Origin of the sequence: Lentzea sp. NPDC042327 (assembly GCF_040647275.1) — a bacterium.
In the GTDB taxonomy this organism is placed as follows: Bacteria; Actinomycetota; Actinomycetes; order Mycobacteriales; family Pseudonocardiaceae; genus Lentzea.
Window position 1 is genome coordinate 231,076 of sequence record NZ_JBEZBX010000006.1, and the last position, 24,425, is coordinate 255,500.

The window sequence follows — 24,425 nt, forward strand, 5'->3', positions numbered from 1 at the left end:
GCGGTCTGGAGACGCAGCAGCTACCCCGTCAGCACCCGACGCGCCGGCGACCGCCGGAACCGCCTCCGGAGTGGCTGATGCAGGAAGAAGAACAGCAGGTGTCGGCGCGGGACAGCGCGCTGGTCCGCCCGTACGCCCGCACCGGTGGCCGCACCGCGGCCCGCCACGACCTCCGGTTGGAGACGCTGCTCTCGACCGACGAGGAACGCCTGTACCGGGCCAGCGCCGAACAGTCCCAGATGATGAGACTGTGCCTGCAACCGCGGTCGGTCGCGGAGATCTCCGCGCTCATGAAGATCCCGCTCGGTGTCACGCGGGTGCTGCTGAGCGACCTGATCACGCTGGACCTCGTCGCCGTGCACGAACCCGGCGACAAGCCGAACATGGCGCTGCTCGAACGGGTTCTGTCGGGTCTGCGGCGCCTCTGACCCACCTCCGGCCGGCGCGCGGAATCGTGCCGGGGCGCCGATAATGGTGCTGTGGCGACCCCCAGCGGCGAGACCGACCCGACCCTGCAGCCGACCCCGCAGCCGACCTCCGCGTCGACTGCGCCGTCTGCCGCGCCGACGACCCCGATCACGACCCCGCCCGCGACCACGCCGGGGGACACGACCGGGACCGTCGCCCAGAAGAGGAAGCCGCGGCCGACCAGGATCAGCGGCACCTGGGTGGCCGTGCTGGTCGCGCTCGTCGTGCTGATCTTCCTGCTGGTGTTCATCCTGCAGAACGGCGGCAACACGACCATCTACTTCCTGGGGGGCCAGAGCACGCTGCCGCTGGGCGTCGCGCTGCTGTTCGCCGCGATCGGCGGCGGGCTGCTCGTCGCGGTCGTGGGCGCGGCCCGGATCATGCAGCTGCGCCGCCAGGCCAAGCGCGCCCAGGTCGTCCCTAGTCCTCGTCCCGGGACCTCAGCACCAGCTCGACGCGAGAGCTGATCCCCAGCTTCCGGAAGATCTTGCGCAGGTGGAAGTTCACCGTGTGCGGTGACATGAACAGCTGCGTCGAGATCTGCCGGTTCGTCCTGCCCTTCGCCACCAGGTTCGCGATCGCCCGTTCGGTGTCGTCCAAGCTGGACCATCCGGACGAGGGCCGCACCGGTGCCGCACGGCGGCGTCGGCCGAGTTTGCGCAGCCGCCCCAGCACCCTGGCGCCGTCGCGGGAGGCGCCGATCTCGCGGTAGAGGCCGAGCGCGGTCTCCAGCGCCTTCACCGACGCGGCACGGTCGGGTGTCGCGGCCAGCACCGCGCCGAGGTCCTCGGCCGCGTTGGCGCGCGCCCACGGGTCGCGGTGCTGTTCGGAGGCCAGCCGCAGCAGCGCGGTGTCGCCGTCGAGCAGGCCTCGGACGTGCAGGGCGGTCGCGGCCACCGCGCGGAAGCCGGGGTTCTCCTCCGCGAGCCGTTCCACCCGGTCGACCACGGCCTTGGCGAGCCCGTCGTCGCCCGCCTCGGCGGCCCGGCGCACGAACCACCCGGCGGCGCGGGGTTCCTCGGCGAAGAGCCCCGACTCGACCAGGTCCGGGTACCGGCCGTGCAGCAGCCCCAGCGCCGGTTCGAGGCCGCGGTGCACGTAGGTGACGAGCACGTCGGCCCACTGGTAGAAGCCGTGGGAGAAGACGATCCCGTCGACCTGGCCGGTGCCGCGGTACCGCTCGACGTGCTCGACCGCCGCGGGCAGGTCGCCGGTGTGCAGGGCGACCAGCGCGAGCACCACCAGCGCGGGCGCCAGCAGGACGGTGTGCCCGGTGTCCTCGGCGGCGGCAAGCGCGGTGTGGGCCTCGGAGGCGGCCTCCTCGATCCGCCCTGCCTGCAACAGGACGCGCGCGTGCACGACGGCGGTCAGCAGCTCCCTCGTGACGACGGAGGACGGCCCGCCGCGGACCCGGCGGAGCAGGCCTTCGGCCTCGCCGAACTCGCGCAGCCCGGCGTGCAGGGTCGCGAGCAGCAGCTGCGGGTAGGCGCACAGGTCGTGGGAGGACACCGCCCGCGCGCCCGCACGGGCCAGTTCCAGTGCGGTGCCAGGACGTCCGCTGTCACGCGCGAGCGCCGCGAGCACGGCGAGGGCCGTGGCGAGCACGTCGTCCGGCGCACCCCGGCGGGAGCGCACGACCGCGTCCGCCACCTCCTGGGCGCGGTGCCGGTCGTGCCCGAGCAACGCCATCAGCCGGGTGATCTCCACCCAGGGCACGAGCTCCGCGGGCAGGTCGGTCTCGGTGAGCAGCACGTCGGCGAGCTCCACGGATTCGGCGCACCGCGCGCCGAGCAACGTCGTGACCGCCACGCAGTGCCGCAGCTTCGCCGCGCTGGGCGAGGGCACCTGGCCCGCGACCGAGTCCTCGGCGAGCGCGTGGGCCGCCGTCAGCCGGCCCGCGGCGACCAGGGCCCGCACGGCGGTCACCGTGCGGTTCGGCAGCGACGGCGAGGTCTGGTCGGTGAGCTCCAGCGCCCGCACGGCGAGCTCGGCCGAGGCGTCAGGTGCCTGCCACAGCACGGCTTTCGCCGCCGTGACCAGACCGTCGATCGACCGCACGTCACCGCGCCGGGCGCCGTGCAGCAGGTGCCGGGCGGCCGTGGCCGCGGCGTCCCCGCGCCCCAGCAGCATCTCCCCCGCCTCGCGGTGCAGCGCGCGCCGGACGGGTGCGGGCACGGAGTCCGCGACGAGCCGCCAGACCAGCTCGTGGCGGAACGCGAGCCGGTCCTCGGCCGCGGTGACGAGGCCGGCGCCGATCACCTCGTCCAGCGCGGGCACCAGGACCGCGGTGCTGGAGGCGAGCAGCTCGGCGACGTCACCGGGTTCGAACCGCGGCCCGAACACCGACGCGACCTGCAGCAGGTGCCGCGCTCCGCCGCTCAGGGCCGTGATGCGCTCGCGCAGCAACGCTTCCGTGCGGCGCGGCGACCCGTCGGTGCGCAGCGCGGCCCGTTCCTCTGTGACCACGAGCTGGTCGTCGTCGCGCAGTGCGGTGACGAGGCGGATCAGGGCGGCGGGGTTGCCCTGGGCGGTGGCGGCGAGCGCGCACAGGTCGTGGTCGGGAACGCCGCCGGCGAGATCGGCGACGAACTGGGCGGCGACGTCGTCGGGCAACGGCCGCAGCTCGACGTGCGCGGCGGTGCGGGCGAGGGCGGCGAACAGGCGGTCGGCGCCCTCACCGCAGCGCCGGGCGAGCAGCCAGACCACCTGCTGCTGCACGGAGTTCGGCAGCAGCGCGCGCAGTGCGGCGAGGGTGCCGGGCTCGGCGAGGTGCAGGTCGTCGAGCACGACCAGCGTGGGACCGCCGGGGTCGCGTTCGGCCAGGCGGGCCAGCAGGAACGGCTGGTCCAGCTCGTCGCGCGCGGTCACGACGGTGAAGCCGCGGCGTTCGGCGGTGCGGGCGGTCTCGGTCAGCAGCCGGGTCTTGCCGGTGCCCGCCGCGCCGTCGACGAGGGCCACACCGGTGCCCTCGGCCAGCACGCCGTCGAGCAGCGCCCGTTCTCCTTCGCGGCCGCGGAACAGCCCGTCCCGATTCCCCGACACCCGATTTCCTTTCACCCCGCGGCTGCGGAGAAACGCTGCCCTACCACAGCGACCCCGGCCGCGACCAGCCCTGATCGTTCCGAACCGGCCCGCGGGGATGAGCGGTCACGCACTCTTCCGGCCGCCGCTACCCATTCGAGTAGCTGCCTGGCGGATCATACGTGCCGCCACCGTGCTGAGACGCCTCCCGGCGCGGCTACCTTTACCTGGGCAAGTGGCGCGCTTTCTCCTAGCATCATTTCTGCTGATCGTTTCACCCCCGGATTGCGAGAGATCGTGGAAAACCCGCCGAAAGCGTGGTGCGCCGGAATCAGCGACCGGGTGGCGCCGGGCACGACGACGGTCGTGGAAGGCGCTCCGGGTACGGGCAAGACGGCGGTGCTGGACGACGTCGCCGCGCGCTGGGAAGGCTCCGGCGGGCGCGTCGTGCGGGCCCGCGGAAGTGCTCTGGAAATCGATTTACCATTCGGCTTGGTGGCCCAGTTGTTCGATTTGGTGGATCCGGCGGTGGTGCCTTCGGAGGCAGTCCCGGCCCTCCGGTCGACGGCCTCCGGTGCCGGCTTCGCGGTGCTGCGAGCGCTTTACCGGCTCGCGGTTGAGTTAGCCGGTTCGTCCAGTTTGCTGGTTCTCGTGGACGACGCGCAGTGGGCGGACGCGGAGTCGTTGCGGTGGCTCGCGTACCTGTCCCTGCGGGTGCGGCAGCTGCCGGTGGCGGTGGTTCTCGCGGTCGGTTCCGGTGAACGGGCGGACGACCCGTCGTTCGCGGAGATCGCGGCGACGTGCCGCCGGGTGGTGCTGGCGGACCTGACGCCGGACGAGGTCACCGGGCTGGTCACCGCGGCACTGGGCCCGGCCGATCCGGCGTTCACCGCCGCCTGCCGCACCGCGACCGGCGGGAACCCGCTGCTGACCGTGCGGCTGCTGAGGGCGCTGGCGCGGGACGGGGTGCCGCCCTCGGCCGCGGCGGCCAGGCAGGTTGATCACCTGGCCGCGGAGGTGGCCCGCGAGGTCGTGGTGGCGCGGGTGCGGCGGCGCCCGGCGGCGGTCGTGACGGCGGCGCACTGCCTGGCGGTGCTCGGGCCGGCACCGCACCCCGGCGTGCTGGCGGAGCTGACCGGGCTGGGTCCCGGCGAGCTGGCCGAGGCGGTGCGCACGGCCGAACTGCTCGGCGCGACCGGTCCGGCGGTGCTCGCGGACGTGCCGGCGGCGGCGCTGTCGGCGTTGCACCTGCGGGCGGCGGAGTCGTTGCGGGCCCACGGTGCCGCGGACCGCGAGGTGGCGGCGCACCTGCTCCAGACGGCACCGGGGCTGCCGCCGTGGGCGGGCGGGGTGCTGGACCGGGCGGCGCGGGAGGCGGTGGGCGGTGGCGACCAGCCCGGTGCGGCCCGGTTGCTGTGGCGGGCGTTGCGCGAGCCGGTCGCGAACCCCGCGCGGGCGTTGCGGATGCTGGGGATGGCGGAGCTGGTCGGGAACCTGCCGGGTGCGACGGCACGGCTGCGCGAGGCGCACGAGTCCGATGTGGACGACGTGGAGTCCGCCGTGGCGCTGTCCTACGCGTTGCACGCCGACGGGAAACCCGCGGAGCTGGTGGAGGTGCTGCGCTCCCCCGACGCCTTCGCGCACCTGGTGGTGCACGGGCTGGTGTGGCGGGAGGCGGTGCCGCCGTCGGTGCCGCTCGACACCCCGGCGGGGGTGCTGCACCACGTGATGGCCGGGTCGATCAGCGCGGCCGAGGCCGTGCGGCGGCTGTCCACCGACGGCGCGATGCCGGCGTTGACGTCCGCGATGGTGCTGAACCTGGCCGACCGGCTCGACCCGGCGCTGGACGTGCTCGACGCCGTGGACCGCGCGGAGGCACCGGCGTTGCGCGCGCTGGTGTCGGTGATGAGGGCGAACGTCCAGCGGCGCAAGGGAGATCTCACGTCCGCCCGCGCCGACCTCACCGCGGCCGCCGGCCACCTGCGGCAGGACCCGCGCTGGCACGCGGTGACGGCGTGGCACGCGGCGTTGCTCGCGGACATCCTGCTGGAGGAAGGACGTCCGGACGAGGCGCTGGCGTTGATCGAGCAGACGACGACGGACGAGCTCCGGCGGCTGTGGACCTACGGCGGGATGCTGACCGTGCGCGGCAGGGCGTTGATCGTGCGCGGTGAGGACCACGAGGCGCTGGAGGCGTTCCTGGCCGCCGCACGGCACTGCGCCCAGTGGCCGTACCGCAACCCGGCCGCGCTGGCGTGGCGTTCCGGTGCGGCGGTGGCGTGCGCGGCGCTGGGCGACGGCGAGCGGGCCCGGCAGTTCGCGCTGGAGGAGGTCGAGCTGGCCGGGGACTGGGGTGCGCCCAGGGCGTTGGGCATGGCGTTGCGCGCACTGGGCCGGGTCACCGCGGGAGCCGCCGGACGCGCGCACCTGGAGGACGCCGTGCGGGTGCTGCGCGGCTCCCCCGCCCGGCTCGAACTGGGCCGCGCGCTGGTGGACCTCGGCGTGGTGGCGCGCCGGCAGGGCGACACGGCGGCGGCGCGCGTGTGCCTGCGCGAGGCGGTGGACCTGGCGCAGAAGTGCGGGTCCACAGCGATGGCGGCGCGGGCGCACTCCGAGCTGGTCGCGACGAGCGCGGGACCGCGGCGGCTGCGGCAGACCGGGCCGACCGCGCTGACACCGGTGGAGCACCAGGTGGCGGTGCTGGCGGCGCGGGGCCGATGTGACGAGGAGATCGCGGGTGCCCTGCTGCTGTCCGCCGACGCGGTGGAGGGCGTGCTCACCGCCGTCTACCGCAAGCTCGGCGTGCCCGGCCGGTTGCAGCTGCCGGAGGCGCTCGACGCGGGGTGAGCGGCATCCCCCGTACGCGAGTGGTCCGGACCCGTTCGGCCGATGGTTCACGCTGGACCGTTCGGCCCATGGTCCTTGCTCATGGCGAGCGACCTGCAAAGACGCAAGGTGTCCGTGGTGTTCGACGCGTTGGACGCCAACAGCGACGGATACCTCGACGAGAGCGACTTCCGCGCGCTCACCGCGCGCTGGGTGTCGTTGCGCGGCGGCGACGAGGAGCTGCTGTCCGAGGTGATGATGGGCTGGTGGGCCACCCTCACGTCGGCGGCGGGCACCGACCGGGTGAGCATGGACGACGTGCTGTCCATCGTGGACGTGCTGCCGCGGAGCCCGGAGGCGGTCACCGGCACGGCGCACGCGATGTTCGGTGCCGTGGACGCCAACGGGGACGACTACGTGTCGCCGGAGGAGTTCCAGACGATGATCTCCGCGTGGCTCGGTCACGACGGTGCCACCGACTTCGCGGCCCTCGACTCCGACGGCGACGGCAGGCTGTCGCGCGACGAGTTCGCCCAGCTGTGGCTGGAGTTCTGGTCCGGCGACGACCCCTCCGCCGCCGGCACCCGCGTCTTCGGCCCTCTCTGACTCCCCCTGCTGCTCCGGCAGGCAGGGGAGTCAGAGAGGGCCGGGGCGATCATGGTCGGCGGTGGCGGTCGCGGTGGACGCGACGGTCGTGCGCTGCCTGCTGGTGCCCGCGGCGATGGGGGTGCTGGGCGACCTCAACCGGTGGGCGCCGGGCGCACGACGGCGAGGCGACCGGACCCGCCCTCCCACGAGCCCGTGACCACGCCGACCACGTCACCGTCGGCGGGGCGCGGCAGCACCAGGCGGTCGAGCTCGACCACGACCGGACCCCCCACCGCGCGCCGCAGCTCGCCGCGAGCCTCGGCGGCCAGGCTGCGGCTGCCCGGCTCCGAGGTGCCGCCGGTGGTGACGAGGTCGAGCACGGCGGCGTGCCAGACGGGGTCGGTGACGGCGTCGTAGATCCACCGCGGGCCCAGGACGCTGTGCTCGGCGGTCGTGAGGAGCGCGCCACCGTCGAGCGGCGCCGGCCGGTAGGTCAGCGGGACCTGGTAGACCGACTCACCCGCCCGCAGCAGGTGCGTCTCCACGCCGACCTCGCCCGCGGGGTCGGAGAACCGGAAGTACCCGACCGGCCGCAACGGCCCCTCGCCCGCGTACCAGTCCTGCCGCGCCACCCAGGCGGGCACGAAGTCGCGGAACGGCGGTGTCAGCGCGGCCCCGGCGTGGATGTTCCCCATGTCCCGCAGGTTACGCGTGCACCAGCGTGAAGAACTCCTGCCGGGACGCGGGGTCCTGCCGCAACGCGCCCTGCAACGCCGAGGTCACCGTGCGGGCCCCGCTGACCCGCACCCCGCGCAACGCCATGCACATGTGCTCGGCCTCGATCACCACGCCGACGCCCTTGGGCCGCAGGTGTTCCTGCAGCCAGTCGGCGACCTGCTTGGTCAGCCGCTCCTGCACCTGGAGGTCGCGGGCGAACATCTCCACGACCCGCGCGAGCTTCGACAGCCCCAGGATGCGCTCCCCCGGCAGGTACCCGACGTGCGCGATGCCGTGGAACGGCAGCATGTGGTGCTCGCACAACGACTGCACCGGGATGCCGCGGGCCAGCACCAGCTCGTCGTAGCCCTCGTCGTTGGGGAACGTGGTCAGGTTGAACGTCCGGGGCGTCAGCAGCTCCTCGTACGCCTCGGCGACCCGGCGCGGCGTGTCGGCCAGGTGTTCGGAGTACGGGTCCTTGCCCAGCGCCTTGAGCAGGTCCGTGACCGCCTTCTGCGCGCCCTCGACGTCCATGCCGCCACGGTAGTTCGGCTGGCCGAATTTAGTCAATGGGAGTAGTTTTTAGAGATGGCCGACCCCGTCGCCGCCGTCGCGGCCCTGGACGAACCGAACCGGCGCAGGCTGTACGACCTCGTGGCCCGCCGGACCGCGCCGATCAGCAAGGACGAGGCCGCGCAAGCCGCCGGACTGCCCCGCACGACCGCCGGGTTCCACCTCGACAAGCTGGTCGAGATGGGCCTCCTCACAGTCGTGCACCAGCGCCGGACCGGACGCGGCGGACCGGGCGCGGGCCGTCCGGCGAAGCTCTACCGCCGTGCCGAGGAGCAGATCGCGGTGTCGCTGCCGGACCGGCGGTACGAGGCCGCGAGCCACCTGCTGACCGACGCGCTCCTCGAAGCCGAGACCACCGGTGAGCCCCCGCGCGAGGTCCTGCGCCGCCGCGCGCACGAGTGGGGCACGGCCCTCGCGGCCGCCGCGCGGGGCGACCTCGTGCAGGCGCTGGAGGACTTCGGGTTCGAGCCGCGGGCCGGGGACGGCTCGGTCCTGCTGGGCAACTGCCCGTTCCACAGCCTCGCGCAACGCCACACCGAGCTGGTCTGCGGCCTGAACCTCCGCCTGCTCACCGGCCTGGCCGACGGCATCGGGGCGGGCTACCGCGCCCGCCTCGACCCGTCACCGGACCACTGCTGCGTGCGCCTCGATCAGGCGCCGTCCTCCAGGTCGCCCTCGGTCTCCAGGTAGGCCGCCCTCAGCGCGTCCAGGGTGGCCTCCTCCGGGTGCTCCCACATCTTGCGCTCGGCGGCCTCCAGCAACCGTTCCGCGATGCCGTGCAACGCCCACGGGTTCGAGGTCTGCAGGAACTTCCGCGTCTCCGGGTCGAGCACGTAGGTCTCGGTCAGCTTCTCGTACATCCAGTCGGCGACCACGCCGGTCGTGGCGTCGTAGCCGAACAGGTACTCGACCGTGGCCTGCAGCTCGAACGCGCCCTTGTACCCGTGCTGGCGCATCGCGTTGACCCAGCGCGGGTTCACCACGCGGGCGCGGAAGATCCGCGAGGTCTCCTCGGTGAGCGTGCGGGTCCGCACCGCCTCCGGGCGCGTGCTGTCCCCGACGTACGCGGCGGGCGCCTTGCCGGTCAGCGCCTTCACCATCGTGACCATGCCGCCGTGGTACTGGAAGTAGTCGTCCGAGTCGGCGATGTCGTGCTCGCGGGTGTCGATGTTCTTGGCCGCCACCGCGATCCGCCGGTACGCCGACTCCATGTCCGCGCGCGCGGCGATGCCGTCGACACCGCGACCGTAGGCGTAGCCGCCCCAGACCGCGTACACCTCGGCGATGTCCTGCGAGTCGCGCCAGTTGCGGCTGTCGATCAACGGCAGCACGCCGGCGCCGTACGCACCGGGCTTCGAACCGAAGATCCGCAGCGTCGCCCGGCGGTGGTCGCCGTGCTCCGCCAGGTCCTGCACCGCGTGCGCCCGCACGAAGTTCTGCTCCGCCGGTTCGTCCAGCGCCGCGACCAGCTGCACCGCGTCGTCCAGGAGGGACACGACGTGCGGGAAGGCGTCGCGGAAGAACCCGGAGATCCGCACGGTGACGTCGATGCGCGGCCGGCCGAGCTCGTCGAGCGGGACGACCTCCAGACCGGTCACGCGGCGGGACTGGTCGTCCCACACCGGTCGCACGCCCAGCAGCGCGAACACCTCGGCGATGTCGTCACCGGCGGTGCGCATCGCGGACGTGCCCCACACCGACAGACCCACGGACGGCGGCCACTCGCCGTCGTTGTCGGCCCGGTAGCGCTCCAGCAGCGAGTCCGCCATCGCCTGGCCGGTCTCCCACGCGAGCCGCGACGGGATGGCCTTCGGGTCGACCGAGTAGAAGTTGCGGCCGGTCGGCAGCACGTTCACCAGGCCGCGCAACGGGGAACCGGACGGACCGGCCGGGACGTAGCCACCGTCGAGCGCGTGCAGGACGTGCGTCATCTCGTCGGTCGTGCGGGCGAGCCGCGGCACGACCTCGACGGCCGCGAACTCCAGGATCTTCTGCACGTCGGTGTTCTCGTGCAGCGTCTTCGCCACGGCGGCGTCCCAGCCCGCGTCCTCCATCGCCTGGACGAGCACGCGGGCCTGTTCCTCCACGGTGTCAACGTCTTCACGCGCCGTGCCGACGAGTCCGAGCGCCTCGCGCAGACCGGGCAGCGCCGCGACCTGACCGCCCCACATCTGCCGCGCCTGGAGCATCGCGAGCACCAGGTTGACGCGGGTCTCCCCCGCCGGCGCCTGGCCGAGGACGTGCAGGCCGTCGCGGATCTGGACGTCCTTGACCTCGCACAGCCAGCCGTCGACGTGCAGGATGAACTCGTCGAACTCCGCGTCGTGCGGCCGGTCGTCGAGCCCCAGGTCGTGGTCGAGCTTCGCGGCCTTGATCAACGTCCAGATCTGCGCGCGGATCGCCGGCACCTTGGCCGGGTCCATCGCGGAGATGTTCCCGTACTCGTCCAGCAACTGCTCCAGCCGCGCGATGTCGCCGTAGCTGTCCGCGCGGGCCATCGGCGGCACGAGGTGGTCGACCAGCGTGGCGTGCGCGCGCCGCTTGGCCTGCGTGCCCTCACCGGGGTCGTTGACGAGGAACGGGTAGATCAGCGGCAGGTCGCCGAGCGCCGCGTCCGTGCCGCAGGACGCCGACATGCCGACGGTCTTGCCCGGCAGCCACTCCAGGTTGCCGTGCTTGCCCACGTGCACCACGGCGTCGGCGCGGAAGCTCGACTCGATCCAGTGGTAGGCACCGAGGTAGTGGTGCGAGGGCGGCAGGTCCGGGTCGTGGTAGATCGCGATCGGGTTCTCGCCGAACCCGCGCGGCGGCTGGACCATGACGGTGACGTTGCCGGACTGCAGGGCCGCGAGGACGATCTCGCCGTCCTTGTCCTTGCTGCGGTCCACGAACAGCTCACCGGGCGCTTCACCCCAGTGCTCCCGCATCGACTCGCGGAACTCCTCCGGCAGCGTCTCGTGGAACCGCCGGTAGTCGGCGGCCGCGATGCGCACCGGGTTGCTCTCGAACTGCTCCTGCGTCAGCCAGTCCACGTCCTGGCCGCCCGCGGCGATGAGCGCGTGGATCAGCTTGTCGCCGTCGAGCTCGTCGACGCCCGGCAGGTCGTCGCCGATGTCGTAACCGTGCTCCCGCATGGCCTTCAGCAACCGGACCGTGGAGGCGGGTGTGTCGAGGCCGACCGCGTTGCCGATGCGGGAGTGCTTGGTCGGGTACGCCGACAGCATCACGACGACCCTGCGCTCGCCGACCGGGATGTGCCGCAACCGCGCGTGCCTGGTCGCGATGCCCGCGACGCGCAGCGCCCGTTCCGGGTCGGCGACGTAGACGGTGAGACCGTCGGAGTCGATCTCCTTGAACGAGAACGGGACCGTGATGATCCGGCCGTCGAACTCGGGGATCGCCACCTGGGTCGCGGTGTCGAGCGGTGACAGGCCGTCGTCGTTGGAGTCCCACTGCTCACGGCTGGAGGTGAGGCACAGGCCCTGCAGGATCGGCACGTCCAGCGCCGCCAGCGCACCCACGTCCCACGCGTCGTCGTCACCGCCCGCGCTCGCGTTCGCCGGGTTCGTGCCGCCGGCCGCGAGGACCGTCACGACCAGCGCGTCGGCCTGCCGGAGCGTGTCGAGCAGCTCGGGTTCGGCGGTGCGCAGCGACGAGCAGAACACCGGCAGCGGCCTGCCGCCCTTGGCCTCGATCGCGTCGCACAGCGCGTGCACGAACGCCGTGTTCCCCGCCACGTGGTGTGCGCGGTAGTAGAGCACCGCGACCGTCGGGCCCTCCACCGCGGCCGGCTCGCGTTCCAGCACCCCCCACGTGGGGGTGGCGGCGGGCGCGGCGAACCCGTGGCCGGTCAGCAGGATCGTGTCCTCGAGGAACTTGTGCAGCTCGGCGAGGTTTCCTGGCCCGCCCTGCGCGAGGTACAGGTGCGCCTCCGCGCACACGCCGCCCGGCACCGTCGACAGCTCCATGAGCGCCGCGTCGGGCTGCATCTCACCGCCGAGGACGACCACGGGCAGCGGCTGCGCGAGCAGCCAGTCGAGGCCCTCCTCCCACATCCGGCGGCCGCCGAGGATGCGCACGACGACCAGGTCCACGCCCTCGACCAGCGCGGGAAGGTCGTCGGTGGTCGTGCGCGAAGGGTTGCCGAGCCGGTACTCGGCGCCACTCGCACGCGCCGACAGCAGGTCGGTGTCGGAGGTCGACAACAGCAGGATCACGCGGGCTCCATCCCTCGTGGGGTCCTCGCCCCAGGTCACGGGTCGCGACGAAGCGGAGTTCCTGACTCCCGGCGAGTTCGCTGGTCACAGTGGCGGGACCGCGCCGGATTCGCACCGGCTTCCTCCTGCGCTTCGTCGTTCGGGCTCACCCTAACCGGCGGGTTACAGTCCGACCTATGCGTACTCACCCGGATGCCTGCCCCGGCGCCGTCGAGCTGCACCAGGCGGCCGATGGCGGGCTGGCCCGCATCCGGGTCCCCGGCGGCACCCTCTCCGCAGCTCAGTGGGACGTCGTGCGCACCGCCGCGGCCGAACTGGGGTCGGGCGTGCTGGAGCTGACCTCGCGGGCGAACCTCCAGATCAGGGGCCTCACGTCGGGGGTCGAGCTGGGTGCCCGCCTGCGTGCGTGCGGCCTGCTGCCGTCGGACACCCACGAACGCATCCGCAACATCATCGCCGCGCCCCTGGACGACAACCAGGCGCTGGTCGACGCACTGGACACCGCCCTGTGCTCCGACCCGTCACTCGCCGCCCTACCAGGGCGTTTCCTGGTGACGGTGGGTGCTTCGGTGAGCGGTCTGGGCGGCGACATCGGCCTGGTGGACGACGCGCTCCTGCTCGCCGGTACCGATACAGGTGTCCGGGTCGACGACCCCGTGGACGCCGTCGTCACCGCCGCCCGGCTGTTCCAGGAGCTGCGCGGCACGGCCTGGCGCCTGTCCGAAGTGGACGGCGGTGTGCGCAAGATCACCGCCCACCTCGGCACTTCCGCCGCACCGCGCGTCACCCCGGCTGTGACTCCTGTCGCACCTTCACCTGTGACACCAGGCGTTCCACTGGGCCGGCTCGACGCCGGTCAGCTGCCGGGCACGGCCCTGCGCCTGACCCCGTGGCGCTCCCTCGTCGTGCCGCCGGGCACCGACACGTCCGGCCTGATCACCGACCCCGCCTCGCCGTGGCACGGGGTGAGCGCGTGCACCGGCAAGCCGGGGTGCGCGAAGTCGTTGTCGGACGTCCGCGCCGACGCCCGCGCGTGGCTCGGCACGCCCCACTCGCGGCCGGTGCACTGGTCGGGTTGCTCACGCCGATGTGGTCGTCCGGCCGGTGATGTGATCGAGTTCGTCGCGACCGGCGACGGCTACGAGGAGATCAGGTGACGGAGTACATCAGGGACGGCGCGGAGATCTACCGGCAGTCCTTCGCCACCATCCGCGCGGAGGCAGACCTCACCGCCTTCCCCGCCGACGTCGCCCAGGTCGTGGTCCGCATGATCCACGCCTGCGGCATGACGGACCTGCCGCGGGACGTCGGGTTCTCCCCGCACGTCGTCCGCGACGCCCGCGCGGCGTTGCGCGCCGGCGTCCCGATCCTGTGCGACGCCAACATGGTCGCGTCCGGCGTGACCCGCCGGCGCCTCCCCGCGGACAACGAGGTCCTCTGCTACCTGCAGGACCCCCGTACCCCCGCACTGGCGACCGAGATCGGCAACACGCGCAGCGCGGCGGCACTCGAACTGCTCGCCGACCGCTTCGACGGCGCGGTGATCGCCATCGGCAACGCCCCCACCGCCCTCTTCCACCTCCTGGACCTGATCGCGGCCGGAGCCCCGCGACCGGCGGCCGTGCTCGGCATCCCGGTCGGGTTCATCGGCGCCGCGGAGTCCAAAGACGCCCTGGCCGCAACGGATCTCGAACACCTCGTGGTCCGCGGCCGGCGCGGCGGCAGCGCCATGACGGCGGCCGCCATCAACGCGATCGCTAGTGAGGTCGAATGACGGGCAAGCTCTACGGCGTCGGTGTGGGTCCCGGTGACCCCGAACTCGTGACGGTCAAGGCCGCACGGCTCATCCGGGAAGCCGACGTCATCGCCTACCACAGCGCCCGGCACGGTCGCAGCAACGCCAAGAGCATCGCGGCACCGTACTTCCGCGACGGTCAGATCATGGAGCAGCTCGTCTACCCGGTCACCACCGAGGACACCGACGACTACCAGGGCGAGATCGACGCGTTCTACGAGGAGGCCGCCGCCACGCTGGCCGCGCACCTCGACGCCGGCCGCACGGTGGTCGTCCTCGCGGCGGGAGACCCGTTCTTCTACGGCTCCTACATGCACATGCACAAGCGGCTCGCCCACCGCTACGAGGCGGAGGTCGTCCCCGGCGTCACGTCCGTCAGCGGTGCCTCCGCGGTACTGGGCACCCCGCTCGTCGAACGGGACGAGGTGCTCACGATCCTGCCCGGCACGCTGCCGCCGGCCGAGCTGGCCGCGCGGATCGCGGACACCGACTGCGCCGCGATCCTCAAGCTGGGCCGCACCTTCGGCAACGTCCGGCAGGCGCTGGAGGAGGCCGGGCGGCTCGACGGCGCCTGGTACGTGGAGCGGGCGACCACCGGGCGGGAGCGCACGGCGAAGCTCGCCGACGTCGACCCCGGGTCGGTGCCGTACTTCTCGCTGGCGTTGCTGCCCAGCAACTCCCGGCCGGCGCGGCCGGGTGGTGAGGTCGTGGTCGTCGGTCTCGGCCCAGGCCACCACTCCTGGCTCACCCCGGAGGCCAAGCGGGCACTGGAGTCCGCCGACGACCTCGTCGGCTACACCACCTACCTGAACCGGGTGCCCGACCGCCCCGGCCAGACGAAGCACGCCTCGCACAACCAGGTCGAGTCCGAGCGCGCCTCCTTCGCACTCGACCTGGCCCGCCGCGGGTCGCGCGTCGCGGTCGTCTCGTCGGGTGACCCCGGTGTGTTCGCGATGGCCACCGCGGTCCTCGAAGTGGCCGCCGAACACCCGGACGTCCCGGTGCGGGTGCTCCCCGGTGTCACGGCCGCGAACGCCGTCGCCGCGAAGGCCGGTGCGCCGCTGGGGCACGACTACGCGGTGATCTCGTTGAGCGACCGCCTCAAGCCGTGGGACGTCATCGCCGAACGCCTGGAGGCCACCGCCAAGGCGGACCTGGTGATCGCGATCTACAACCCGGCCTCGAAGGCCCGCACGCACCAGGTGGCGGAGATGCGCGACCTGCTGCTCAAGCACCGTTCGCCGGACACGCCGCTGGTCGTCGGCCGGGACGTCGGCGGTCCGGAGGAGGAGATCCGCGTCCTCACCCTCGGCGCGCTCGACCCGGCCACGATCGACATGCGCTGCCTGCTGGTCGTCGGCTCGTCGCAGACCGTCGTGACCGAGCAGGGGGTCGTGTTCACGCCCCGGCGGTACCCAACCAGCTGACGGCCTCGTCCACGGTGGCCACCGCCTCCACGGGTGGGAGCGGTGGCCGCCGCACGACGACGACGGGGAGGCCGAGCCGTTCCGCGGCGTCCAGCTTCGCCGACGTCATCGCGCCGCCGCTGTCCTTCGTCACGAGCACGTCGATCCGGTGCTCGCGCATCAGCGCCAGCTCGTCTTCGACGGTGAACGGCCCGCGCGCCAGCAGCACCTCGATCCGTTGGGGCATCGGCGGTTCCGGCGGTTCGACCATGCGCGCGAGGAACCACTGCGGACACCCGGCGAACTCGGCGAGGTCCTGCCGCCCGGTCGTGAGGAACACCCGCTCACCGGGCAGGGCTGCCGCCGCGTCCGCGACGCTGTCCACCCGGGTCCATCCCGGCCGGGGCGTGAACCCGGGCCGCCGCAGGACCAGCAGCGGCACCCCGACCCGTTGGCAGGCCTCAAAAGCGTTCGCGGTGATCCGCGCCGCGAACGGGTGGGTGGCGTCGACCACGGCGTGGATGTCGTTGTCCCGCAACCACTGCGCGAGCCCGTCCACCCCACCGAACCCGCCGACCCGCACCTGTCCGGCCGGGAGCCGCGGCTCGCGCACCCGTCCGGCCAGGGAGGACACCGCGGTGACCCGGGACGCCAGCGCGCGGGCCTCGCCGGTGCCGCCGAGGATGAGAATCATCGAACGCGGGTCGCCGAGTACAGGTGGCTGTCCGGGAACTGCGTCGCCCCCAGCACCTTCCCCACGATGATCACCGCGGTCCGCTTGATGCCCGCCGCGGCGACCTGGGCGGCGATGTCGTCGAGGGTGCCCCGCAACACGACCTCGTCCGCGCGCGAGGCGTACGCGACGACCGCGACCGGGCAGTCCGCGCCGTAGTTGGGCACCAGCTCCGCGACCACGTCCGCGATCCGCTGCACGGCCAGGTGCAGCACGAGCGTCGCGTTCGACCGCCCCAGCGTGTCCAGGTCCTCGCCCTCCGGCATCGGCGTGGCCCGCTGCGACGTCCGCGTGAGGATGACGGTCTGCCCGACGCCCGGAACGGTCAGCTCGCGCTGCAACGACGCCGCCGCGGCCGCGAACGCCGGCACCCCCGGCGTCACGTCGTAGCCGATGCCCAGCGCGTCCAGCCGCCGCATCTGCTCGGCCATCGCGCTGAACACCGCCGGGTCGCCGGAGTGCAACCGCGCCACGTCCAGTCCGGCCTCGTCGGCCGCCACCAGCTCAGCGATGATCTCGTCGAGCGTCAGGTTCGCCGTGTCGACCAGCCGTGCGCCGTCCGGGCAGAACTCCAGCAGCTCCACCGGAACGAGCGCACCGGCGTACAGGCACACCGGCGAGGAGGCGATCAGGTCGCGGCCCCGCACGGTGATCAGGTCGGCGGCACCGGGTCCGGCGCCGATGAAGTGCACGGTCACTTGGTCACGCTCCACGTCGTCACCGGCATGTGCGGCCGCCAGCCGGTGAACCCGCCGACGGCGGACCCGCGGTTGACCGCGATCCGCACCAGGTCCCCGCCGAGCCGCGCGTACCACTGCGCCACAACGGCTTCCGACTCCAGCGTCACCGCGTTGACCACCAGTCGTCCACCGGAACCCAGTGCGTCCCAGCAGAACTGCACCACGCCGGGCACCGTCAGCCCGCCGCCGATGAAGATCGCGTCGGGCTTCTCCAGCCCCTCCAACGCCTCCGGCGACCGCCCGACGAGCACCTGCACACCCGGCACGCCCAGCGCGGCGGCGTTGCGCACGATCCGTTCGGCCCGCACCGCGTCCTGCTCGACGGCGATGGCCCTGCACGTCGGGTGCGTGCGCGCCCACTCGATCGCGATGGACCCCGACCCCGCGCCGACGTCCCACAACAGCTGCCCCGGCAACGGCGCCAGCTGCGCCACCGACACCGCCCGCACCTCGCGCTTGGTGAGCTGGCCGTCGGTCTCGTAGGCGTCGTCGGGCAGTCCCGGCACCCGCGAGTACCCCGGTCCGCTGAACTCGACGGCGATCACCGACAGCGGGTCCGCGAGCTGCCCCGACCACGGGTAGACCCGCTCGTGCGGCCCGCCCAGCTGCTCCAGCACCGTGATCGGTCCCGCCAGCGCCGCCACGGCCTCGGCGTCCCCGCCGAGCACCAGCACCCGCCGCCCGGCCGTGAGCGCGGGTCGCAGCAGGTCGACCGACCGCCCCACCAGCGAGACGACCTCGACCTCGTTCAACGCCCACCCGAGCCGCGCGCACGCGAGCGACACCGACGACGGGTGCGGGATGACGGTGACGCGCGGCCCCAGCATGCGCACGAGCGTCGTGCCGATGCCGTGGAACATGGGGTCGCCGGAGGCGAGCACGCACACGTCCCGGTACTTCTCGAACAACGCGGGCAGCGCCGGCACCAGCGGCGAGGGCCACGCGACCCGCTCGAACTCGCCCGGCACCAGATCGAGCTGCCGCTGCGAGCCCATCAGCACCTTCGACCGCGACACGGCGGCCTGCGCGGCGGGTGAGAGCCCGTCCCACCCGTCGGCGCCGATGCCGACGACGAGGACGTCAGACTGATCCGGAGACACGCTGCACCTGAATCTCGATCACGACCCGTGTGGGGTTGACCCGCGGCTGACGATAACGCTGCGCGTACAGCTCCTCCGCTTGGGCGACGGACTCGGCGTCCTCGCGGACGGTCGCCGGCCCCTCCAGCGCGGACCACCGGCGTCCGTCCACCTGGCACACCGTCGCGTACCCGGCCCCGCGCACGTGCCGGACCTTCCACGACGCGCCGTCCGTGATCACCCGCGCGACACCGTTCACCCGGTCGAGCGTCACTCCCACGGGCACCACGTGTGGCGTGCCGTTCGCACGCACGGTGGACAGCGTGCACAGGTGCCGTTCCGTCCAGAACTCGGTGAACTCGGGGCCGCGCTCGATCGACATGGCACGCATCATCCCCGCGCGGGGCCCGCTGACGAAATCGAGGGAGAGCACCGTCACGCGAAGTCAGGTCATCGGTTCGAGCTCCGGAGCGTCGCGACGAGCTGCCGCGCCCGCGGTTCGTCGAACTCCGCCAAGACCGCGAGCGCTTCCTGTTCGGTGGCGGCTGCCTGGCCCGGCTGTTCGGACTCCCTGAGTGCGAGGGTCAGGTTGGTGAGTGCGCACGCGAGCATCCACCGGTCGCCGGTGTCCCGGAAGGCGGTCACGGCGGTCCGGTGGAACTTCTCCGCCTCGTCCGGCCTGCCCAGTTCCCGGTAGGCCTCACCGGTGCCGTCGAGCGCCTCTGCTTCCCGGTTGCGGTCACCGAGCTGCCGCTGCGCCACCGCGGACCGCTGGTAGGAGACCAGGGAGTCGGCCACCTCTCCCCTGGCACGCTGGATTCGGCCCAACTCGGTCAGCCAGTACGCCTCCCAGGCGACGTGGTGGTCCTGTTCGGCGATGGCGAGCGCTCGCCCGATCGACTCCGCCGCCGCGTCGAGCTCGCCGTTCTCCCGCTGGGCCGCGGCCAGCAGGAACCACGCGTTCCCCTCGTAGGCACGGTCGCCGAGGTCCCGGTAGGTCTGCACGGAACGGCCGAGGGCGTCGACCGCGGCCGGGAGCTCCGCGAGGTCGTAGCTGGCACCGCCCAGGTTGGTCATCGCCAGTGCCTGCCAGCGGCGGTCACCGAGCTCTTGAGCGATCTCCAGGCACTGCCGGAAGCGCTCGATGGCAGGAGTGAGCCTTCGGCGGCGCCACTCGAGCAGTCCGAGGGCGTTGACCGACACCATCTCCCCGTAGCGGTCGCCGCTCTCCGCGCGGAGGGCCAGTGCCCGCGAATGACATTCCTCGGCGCGCTCCAGCTGCTGCGACTGGAGGTAGGCCTTGCCGAGGCTGTCGAGCACCTCGCCCTGGGCTGCCAGGTCGCCGATCCGCTCCGCGGCCGCCAGCCCGGCGGAGCTGGTCTCGATCCAGTCCTCGAACGGGTTGCGGCTGACGTAGATGCTGCGCAACAGCACCGGCAGCCGCCACGCGACGTCGTCCCGGCCGGCCGAGACGGCGGTGCGGACGGCGGCGACGAGGTTCGCCCGCTCACGTTCGTACCAGTCGAACGCCTCGCCCCGGTCCGAAAAGGACACAGGAGTCGTGTTCGCGGGCAAGGGTGTCAGGACGACGCGCCGGTCGAGTGGTGCGATGACCGCTGTCGCGTTCGACAACGTGTGGAGGTACCAGCTCAGTCCCCGGTCCACGGCGTCCCTTCTGGCAGCGGCATCTTCATGGTGGAACGCCTGTTGTGCCGCGTAGATGCGCAACAGGTCGTGGAACTGGAACCGGTTCGGCGCGTGCTGTTCCAGCATGTGCGCGCCGATCAGCACGTCGAGCAACTTCCTGGTCTCGGACAGACCGAGGCCGCCGAGCGCGGCCGCCGCGGTGACGCCGAACTCCGCTCCGGGGTGGAGTCCGAGCAGCCGGAACAACCGGGCGGCATCCGCGTGCAAAGCCCGGTAGGACCAGGCGAAGACGGTCCGCACGGCATCCGACTCGTCGTCCTGGTCGGCGGTCAGCGCGTCCCACAGCGCCGACTCGTCGCGCAGATCGTCGATCAGTTCGTTCAGCATCATCAGCGGACGGCTCGACGCGCGTTCCGCGGCGATGCGCAACGCCAGGGGCAGCCGCGCGCACAGCCTCGCCAGCTCGACCAGGTCGGTCGTGTCGTCGTCGCGCCGGTAGCCGCTGGTGACCGTGCGCAGCAACCGAACCGCCTCCTCCTCGGAGAGCATGTCGAGCACGAGCCGCCGAGCACCGTCGCGGGCCACCAGCCCGGAGAAGCGGTTGCGGCTGGTGATCAGGACCAGGCACGTGGAGCTGCCGGGCAGCAGCGGCCGCACCTGGCCGGGACTCGCCGCGTTGTCCAGGACGACCAGCACGCGCCGGTCGGCGAGCAGCGAGCGGAACAACGCCGACCGGTCCTCCAGGGCGACCGGAATCGTTGTGGCCGGCACGCCGAGCCCCCGCAGGAACCGTTCCAGCGCCTGCTCGGCCGTCACCGGCGCGCCGGGGTCGTAGCCGCGGAGGTTGACGTAGAGCTGGCCGTCCGGGAACCGGTGCCGGACGCTGTGCGCCCAGTGCAGTGCGAGCGACGTCTTGCCGACACCGGCCGTGCCGGTGATCAGGTAGACGGCGACCGGTTCCTCGTCGGCCTGCTCCAGCACCTCGTCGAGCCGGGCGAGCTCGTGCAGTCGATTCACGAACCCGCTCGTGCCACCGGGCAGCTGGTTCGGCCGCGGCAACGGCCGTTCGTGGTCGCGCGGACCGTGGAAGTGGATGCCGCCTTCGACATCCCTCGCCTGCACCACGTCGGCGGCGGACCCGGAGACCGAGGAGCTCGGCTGAAGCCGGTCGTCCGGCTCCATCACCGGCTCCGCAGCGGTGGCCCCAACGACTCGACCTCACGTGCGAAGTACGTGCTGATCGGTTCCGCCTTCTCGTACAGCCGTGTGATGAACTCGCGACAACGGAGCACCGGAGAGGCACCCGTGTAGAGCACTGCGCCCCGCAGACGCCCGTTCTCCTCATAAAGGATCTCGTACATCACGTCGTCGCCCAAGGTGATCAGCTCGGGCAGCAGGCTCTTTTCCTCGAAGCGCGCGACCTCCTGCCGGAGCAGGATCCGAGTAGGGCCGCCGAGCTGATCCCTGACGCGGAGCAGGTGCAGTTCCCACCTCAGGTAGTCCGTCAGCGGATGCTCCACTATTCGCACTCGGGAGGTGACGAACCCCGCGTTCTCGATCTTCGCGTAATGCGCACGCAGAGCCGGCCTGCGTTCGTCCAGGAGCGCGAGGGACCGGTGCCAGTCGCCCTCGTGGAACGCCTCCCAGCTGTCGTCCCCCGGCTCCTCGAAGTGCTGCAGCCGTTCGAGCTTCCAGAAGCCGGACCGGCCGCTGTTCCAGAAGCGCCGGTCGAAGTCGTCGAGGTATGCGTCTCCGAGCAGCAGCTCGCCTTCCGCACCACCGAACAGGTCATGCATCGGGGATGTCCGCCTTCGCCGCGATCACCATTCCCCGCGGCAGCACGACGAGCCGCTCGTCCGCGCCGACGCTGACGCCGTCCGGCAGGCGCCCCGCGTACTCCGGGGTGAGGTCGCGGCCGATGACCGCGACGTCGCCGTTGTCGAGCTCCCAGATGTCAGGGCACTTGGACTCACCACCGCTGGCGGCTTCGTCGGACTCACCGCCGCTGCCCGGTTCCTGCGGTGCGATTCCCCAGCGCCGGGAAAAGTCAGCCGACGGATTCGGTTGCCATATGTTTGTGGACATAACAAGAATGTCCTTTCTCCCCAAACGTAAGAGAATCAAGGTTAGCACCGAAAACATCGGAACCACGAAGCCGTTCTTCCACCGATCGTATGAACCTCAATAGCGAACGGCCCGTCACGAAGGTGACGGGCCGTTTGCATGATCGAGCGCCTACGGGTAGTTGACGACGTTCACCGGCACGGTTCCCGGCGGCGTCACCCCTCCCGTCTCGTTGACCACGTGTGTGATGGTCCCCTTGTAGTTGAGCGACACGGTCAGCAGGTTGTGCAGCCGCACCCCGGACCGGTTGGGCACCTCGAACGCGTGGTGGGCCCGCACCGACGGGTTGACGTTGAAGAAGCAGTAGCTGCCGAGCCCCCACGCCTCGTGCGTGGTCACGTTGTCCGCGACCTTGTAGGCCGCGTAGCCGGCCAGGCCGTTCGGCGAGTTCCACACCGCCTGGTTCGGCACGTCGTAGGGCATCTCGTTCTGGAAGAAGATCGTCCGCCCGTTGTTGCCATTCCAGATGACCTGGTACTTCTGGTAGTGCTCGACGAACAGGCCGGTGGCCAGCACGTTGTTGCCGTTGACGACGACACCGGTGTCGCCGATGGCCTCGTTCCACCCGTAGGTGCCGGCGTTGCCGTGGTCGGCGCGCCAGACCCAGGTGTGGTCGATGATCGTGTCGTTGCTGTTGACGACGAGGCTGTTCGTGGCCTTGCCGGCGATGGCGCCGCCGACGCGGAAGAACACGTCCTGCAACGTGATCGGGTTCGCCGAGTGCGAGGCCGACGAGCCGGGTGTGCCGACGGTCAGCAGCGACTGCGACAGGGTCGTGCCGGCGTCGAACAGGACGCCCTTGATCCGCACGCCGTCGACGTCGGCGACCTGCATGGCCGTGACGCCGTTCTGCGGCACGATCGTCGCGTACCCGATGCCGAGCACGACGGTGTTCGGCCGGGTGATCTGCAGCGTCTGGTTGACGTTGTAGATGCCGGGCGTGAAGAACAGGTTGCAGCCCTGGGCCAGCGCCGCGTTGATCGTCGAGGCGGTGTCACCGGACTTGACGACGTAGAACTGGCTCATCGGCAACGACGAACCGGGCGTGCCGCCGTTGATCCACGACGCACCGGAGGCGTTGGTGCGCAACGAGGGCAGGAACACCCGGTAGGCACCGTTCTCGAAGTACAGGTACGGCACGTCGCGCGAGACCGGCGTGGTCGCGAGGGTCGTCGACGGCGGGTTCGGGAACGTGGTCGCCGGAGCGCCGGGCGTCCCGGAGAACACCATGTTCCACACGCCGCCGTTCCAGCTGCCGTAGTTGGAGTCGCGGGTGTACCACTGCTGCTGCGACACCGACGCCGTCTGCCCGGACACGCGCGTGTCGGCGGTGTAGCCACCGGACGCGAAGCCGTAGGAGGCCGGGTAGAGCGCCAGGTTGCCGCGGATGTCCATGCGGCGGAACGGCGCGGCCTGCGCGACGGCCCAGCGGTTGGTGCCGTTGCTGGGGTTCACGGCCATGTTCTCGGCCGAGCGCCAGAAGTTCTGCAGCGCCACGCCCTGGTCGGACTCGTTGAACGCGTCCACGGTGATGTCGCCGTTGATGACCACGTCACCGGGGTTGCGGCCCAGACCCGCGACGGACGTGTAGTAGCCGACGTCGTCGTGGATGTTGTACGTGCCCGGCTTGAACAGGTGCGCGACCCGCCGCGGCGCCATCTGCGCCGTCAGCGTGTCTTTTTGCATGTTGAAGTCCGCGTCCAGCTGCGTCTGGATGCTCGCCGCCGACATGCTCGGGTCGAAGATCCGGGTGTTCGGCCCGAAGTTCGGCGTGTTGGACTGCACGCAACCCTGCTGCGTGCCGATGGTGTAGGTGGCGCTGCCCACGGACGAGTTCGCGAGCCCGGACTTGATGCCGATCGCGTTGATGGTCCTGGAGCTCGGCACCGAGATCGGCCCGCTGTAGACCGGGGAGGACGCCGTCGGCGTCGAACCGTCCACTGTGTACCGGATGGTCGCGCCGGAGGTGGCGGTGGAGATCGTCACCGTCTGCCCGGACGTGTAGGCGCCGCCCGGTGGGCTGAACGTGGGAGTGGCGACCGGTGCCTGCGTGCTGCCGTGCGTGTAGGTGAAGTGCGGCGTGTCGTACTGGGGGCCGCTCTTCTCGTAGGTGAACCAGTACTCGACCACCGTGCCCGCCGACAGCGACCCGACGGACTTCTGCCACGTCCCGCCGTTGTTGGTCATCCGGAAGTTCTGCTGGGGCGTGTTGGTGATCAGGTAGTGGACGTCCACGTACAGAGCGGGCGTCGTCGGCGTGAAGTTGATCCTCGCCTCGGACGTGCTGACGGACGTCACGTTCTGCGTGTAGTCCGCCGCCGCCGAAGCGGTGTCGGACGCGGCTAATGAAGCCAGCACAACGGCAACGGCAGCGAAGCCGGCCTGCAATCTCGTCTTTGAGAGCGCTCTCACACCTGATGACGGTAAACGGCGCGGGTCCGCGGGACAAGCGCCGTTTCCACCCGAACGGGTCCGTACCTTGAAACGACTT

20 protein-coding genes and 1 riboswitch are annotated in these 24,425 nt (G+C 71.9%); of the genes, 8 read left to right on the forward strand and 12 right to left on the reverse strand.

What is annotated here, in order from left to right; translation table 11 throughout:
- Positions 1-77 precede the first annotated feature (77 nt).
- Both AB0A63_RS17895 and AB0A63_RS17900 read left to right on the forward strand, forming a co-directional pair.
- Positions 78-428: a DUF742 domain-containing protein gene (locus AB0A63_RS17895; RefSeq protein ID WP_360392077.1), complete on the forward strand. Its 351-nt coding sequence runs from the start codon at positions 78-80 to the stop codon at positions 426-428.
- A 51-nt stretch (positions 429-479) separates the two neighbouring features.
- The gene (locus AB0A63_RS17900) at positions 480-935 is read left to right on the forward strand and encodes a LapA family protein (RefSeq protein ID WP_360392079.1); all 456 of its coding nucleotides are present in this window, start codon (positions 480-482) and stop codon (positions 933-935) included.
- Here AB0A63_RS17900 and AB0A63_RS17905 read toward each other — a convergent pair.
- The gene (locus tag AB0A63_RS17905; protein WP_360392082.1) at positions 889-3,510 is read right to left on the reverse strand and encodes a LuxR C-terminal-related transcriptional regulator; all 2,622 of its coding nucleotides are present in this window, start codon (positions 3,508-3,510) and stop codon (positions 889-891) included. The two genes, AB0A63_RS17900 and AB0A63_RS17905, sit on opposite strands and share 47 nt — an antisense overlap.
- Before the next feature lie 321 nt (positions 3,511-3,831).
- Here AB0A63_RS17905 and AB0A63_RS17910 point away from each other — a divergent pair, with 321 nt between their 5' ends.
- Together AB0A63_RS17910 and AB0A63_RS17915 are read left to right on the forward strand one after the other, a co-directional pair.
- A complete protein-coding gene (locus AB0A63_RS17910; RefSeq protein ID WP_360392672.1) occupies positions 3,832-6,336 on the forward strand; it encodes an AAA family ATPase in 2,505 nt (834 codons plus the stop codon).
- Positions 6,337-6,417: 81 nt separating this feature from the next.
- Positions 6,418-6,921 (forward strand): EF-hand domain-containing protein, encoded by a 504-nt coding sequence (locus AB0A63_RS17915; protein WP_360392085.1) that lies wholly within the window; start codon positions 6,418-6,420, stop codon positions 6,919-6,921.
- 134 nt (positions 6,922-7,055) lie between these two features.
- On the opposite strand, the gene AB0A63_RS17920 is transcribed toward AB0A63_RS17915, so the two are convergent.
- Both AB0A63_RS17920 and folE read right to left on the reverse strand, forming a co-directional pair.
- The gene (locus AB0A63_RS17920) at positions 7,056-7,598 is read right to left on the reverse strand and encodes a hypothetical protein (protein WP_360392087.1); all 543 of its coding nucleotides are present in this window, start codon (positions 7,596-7,598) and stop codon (positions 7,056-7,058) included.
- A 10-nt stretch (positions 7,599-7,608) separates the two neighbouring features.
- Positions 7,609-8,154, reverse strand: coding sequence for a GTP cyclohydrolase I FolE (gene folE / locus AB0A63_RS17925; RefSeq protein WP_360392090.1), 546 nt, complete (start codon positions 8,152-8,154; stop codon positions 7,609-7,611).
- 54 nt (positions 8,155-8,208) lie between these two features.
- Between folE and AB0A63_RS17930 the strand changes: the two genes are divergently transcribed.
- Complete coding sequence (locus AB0A63_RS17930; protein ID WP_360392092.1) at positions 8,209-8,883, forward strand: helix-turn-helix domain-containing protein; 675 nt, start codon at positions 8,209-8,211, stop codon at positions 8,881-8,883.
- On the opposite strand, the gene cobN is transcribed toward AB0A63_RS17930, so the two are convergent.
- Positions 8,844-12,410 carry a cobaltochelatase subunit CobN gene (gene cobN / locus AB0A63_RS17935; RefSeq protein WP_360392095.1) on the reverse strand — a complete coding sequence of 1,189 codons (3,567 nt, stop codon included), beginning with the start codon at positions 12,408-12,410 and terminating at the stop codon, positions 8,844-8,846. The two genes, AB0A63_RS17930 and cobN, sit on opposite strands and share 40 nt — an antisense overlap.
- A gap of 33 nt (positions 12,411-12,443) precedes the next feature.
- A riboswitch (cobalamin riboswitch) is annotated at positions 12,444-12,578 on the reverse strand.
- A gap of 8 nt (positions 12,579-12,586) precedes the next feature.
- Here cobN and AB0A63_RS17940 point away from each other — a divergent pair.
- The 3 genes from AB0A63_RS17940 to AB0A63_RS17950 are packed head-to-tail and all read left to right on the forward strand — an operon-like array spanning position 12,587 to position 15,632.
- Complete coding sequence (locus AB0A63_RS17940) at positions 12,587-13,567, forward strand: hypothetical protein (RefSeq protein WP_360392098.1); 981 nt, start codon at positions 12,587-12,589, stop codon at positions 13,565-13,567.
- A complete protein-coding gene (locus tag AB0A63_RS17945) occupies positions 13,564-14,184 on the forward strand; it encodes a precorrin-8X methylmutase (RefSeq protein WP_360392101.1) in 621 nt (206 codons plus the stop codon). Before AB0A63_RS17940 ends, AB0A63_RS17945 begins: the two co-directional genes overlap by 4 nt.
- Positions 14,181-15,632 carry a precorrin-2 C(20)-methyltransferase gene (locus AB0A63_RS17950; protein ID WP_360392103.1) on the forward strand — a complete coding sequence of 484 codons (1,452 nt, stop codon included), beginning with the start codon at positions 14,181-14,183 and terminating at the stop codon, positions 15,630-15,632. Before AB0A63_RS17945 ends, AB0A63_RS17950 begins: the two co-directional genes overlap by 4 nt.
- Here the strand turns inward: AB0A63_RS17950 and AB0A63_RS17955 are convergent.
- The 8 genes from AB0A63_RS17955 to AB0A63_RS17990 all read right to left on the reverse strand — a co-directional run bounded on the left by AB0A63_RS17955 (position 15,604) and on the right by AB0A63_RS17990 (position 24,346).
- Entirely contained in the window at positions 15,604-16,305 is a 702-nt protein-coding gene (locus AB0A63_RS17955; protein ID WP_360392105.1) for a cobalt-precorrin-6A reductase, read from the reverse strand. The two genes, AB0A63_RS17950 and AB0A63_RS17955, sit on opposite strands and share 29 nt — an antisense overlap.
- Positions 16,302-17,042 (reverse strand): precorrin-4 C(11)-methyltransferase, encoded by a 741-nt coding sequence (cobM, locus tag AB0A63_RS17960; protein WP_360392675.1) that lies wholly within the window; start codon positions 17,040-17,042, stop codon positions 16,302-16,304. Before cobM ends, AB0A63_RS17955 begins: the two co-directional genes overlap by 4 nt.
- Positions 17,039-18,184: a precorrin-6y C5,15-methyltransferase (decarboxylating) subunit CbiE gene (gene cbiE / locus AB0A63_RS17965; protein ID WP_360392108.1), complete on the reverse strand. Its 1,146-nt coding sequence runs from the start codon at positions 18,182-18,184 to the stop codon at positions 17,039-17,041. Before cbiE ends, cobM begins: the two co-directional genes overlap by 4 nt.
- On the reverse strand, positions 18,165-18,554 hold the full coding sequence (locus AB0A63_RS17970; protein ID WP_360392678.1) for a TIGR03618 family F420-dependent PPOX class oxidoreductase: 390 nt from the start codon (positions 18,552-18,554) through the stop codon (positions 18,165-18,167). Before AB0A63_RS17970 ends, cbiE begins: the two co-directional genes overlap by 20 nt.
- Positions 18,555-18,613: 59 nt before the next feature.
- Positions 18,614-20,992, reverse strand: a complete 2,379-nt coding sequence (locus tag AB0A63_RS17975) for a tetratricopeptide repeat protein (protein WP_360392110.1) — start codon at positions 20,990-20,992, stop codon at positions 18,614-18,616.
- Positions 20,992-21,606: a DUF6879 family protein gene (locus AB0A63_RS17980; protein ID WP_360392113.1), complete on the reverse strand. Its 615-nt coding sequence runs from the start codon at positions 21,604-21,606 to the stop codon at positions 20,992-20,994. Before AB0A63_RS17980 ends, AB0A63_RS17975 begins: the two co-directional genes overlap by 1 nt.
- A complete protein-coding gene (locus tag AB0A63_RS17985; RefSeq protein WP_360392681.1) occupies positions 21,599-21,952 on the reverse strand; it encodes a hypothetical protein in 354 nt (117 codons plus the stop codon). Before AB0A63_RS17985 ends, AB0A63_RS17980 begins: the two co-directional genes overlap by 8 nt.
- A 93-nt stretch (positions 21,953-22,045) precedes the next feature.
- Complete coding sequence (locus tag AB0A63_RS17990; protein ID WP_360392116.1) at positions 22,046-24,346, reverse strand: chitobiase/beta-hexosaminidase C-terminal domain-containing protein; 2,301 nt, start codon at positions 24,344-24,346, stop codon at positions 22,046-22,048.
- Between the last annotated feature and the right edge of the window lie 79 nt (positions 24,347-24,425).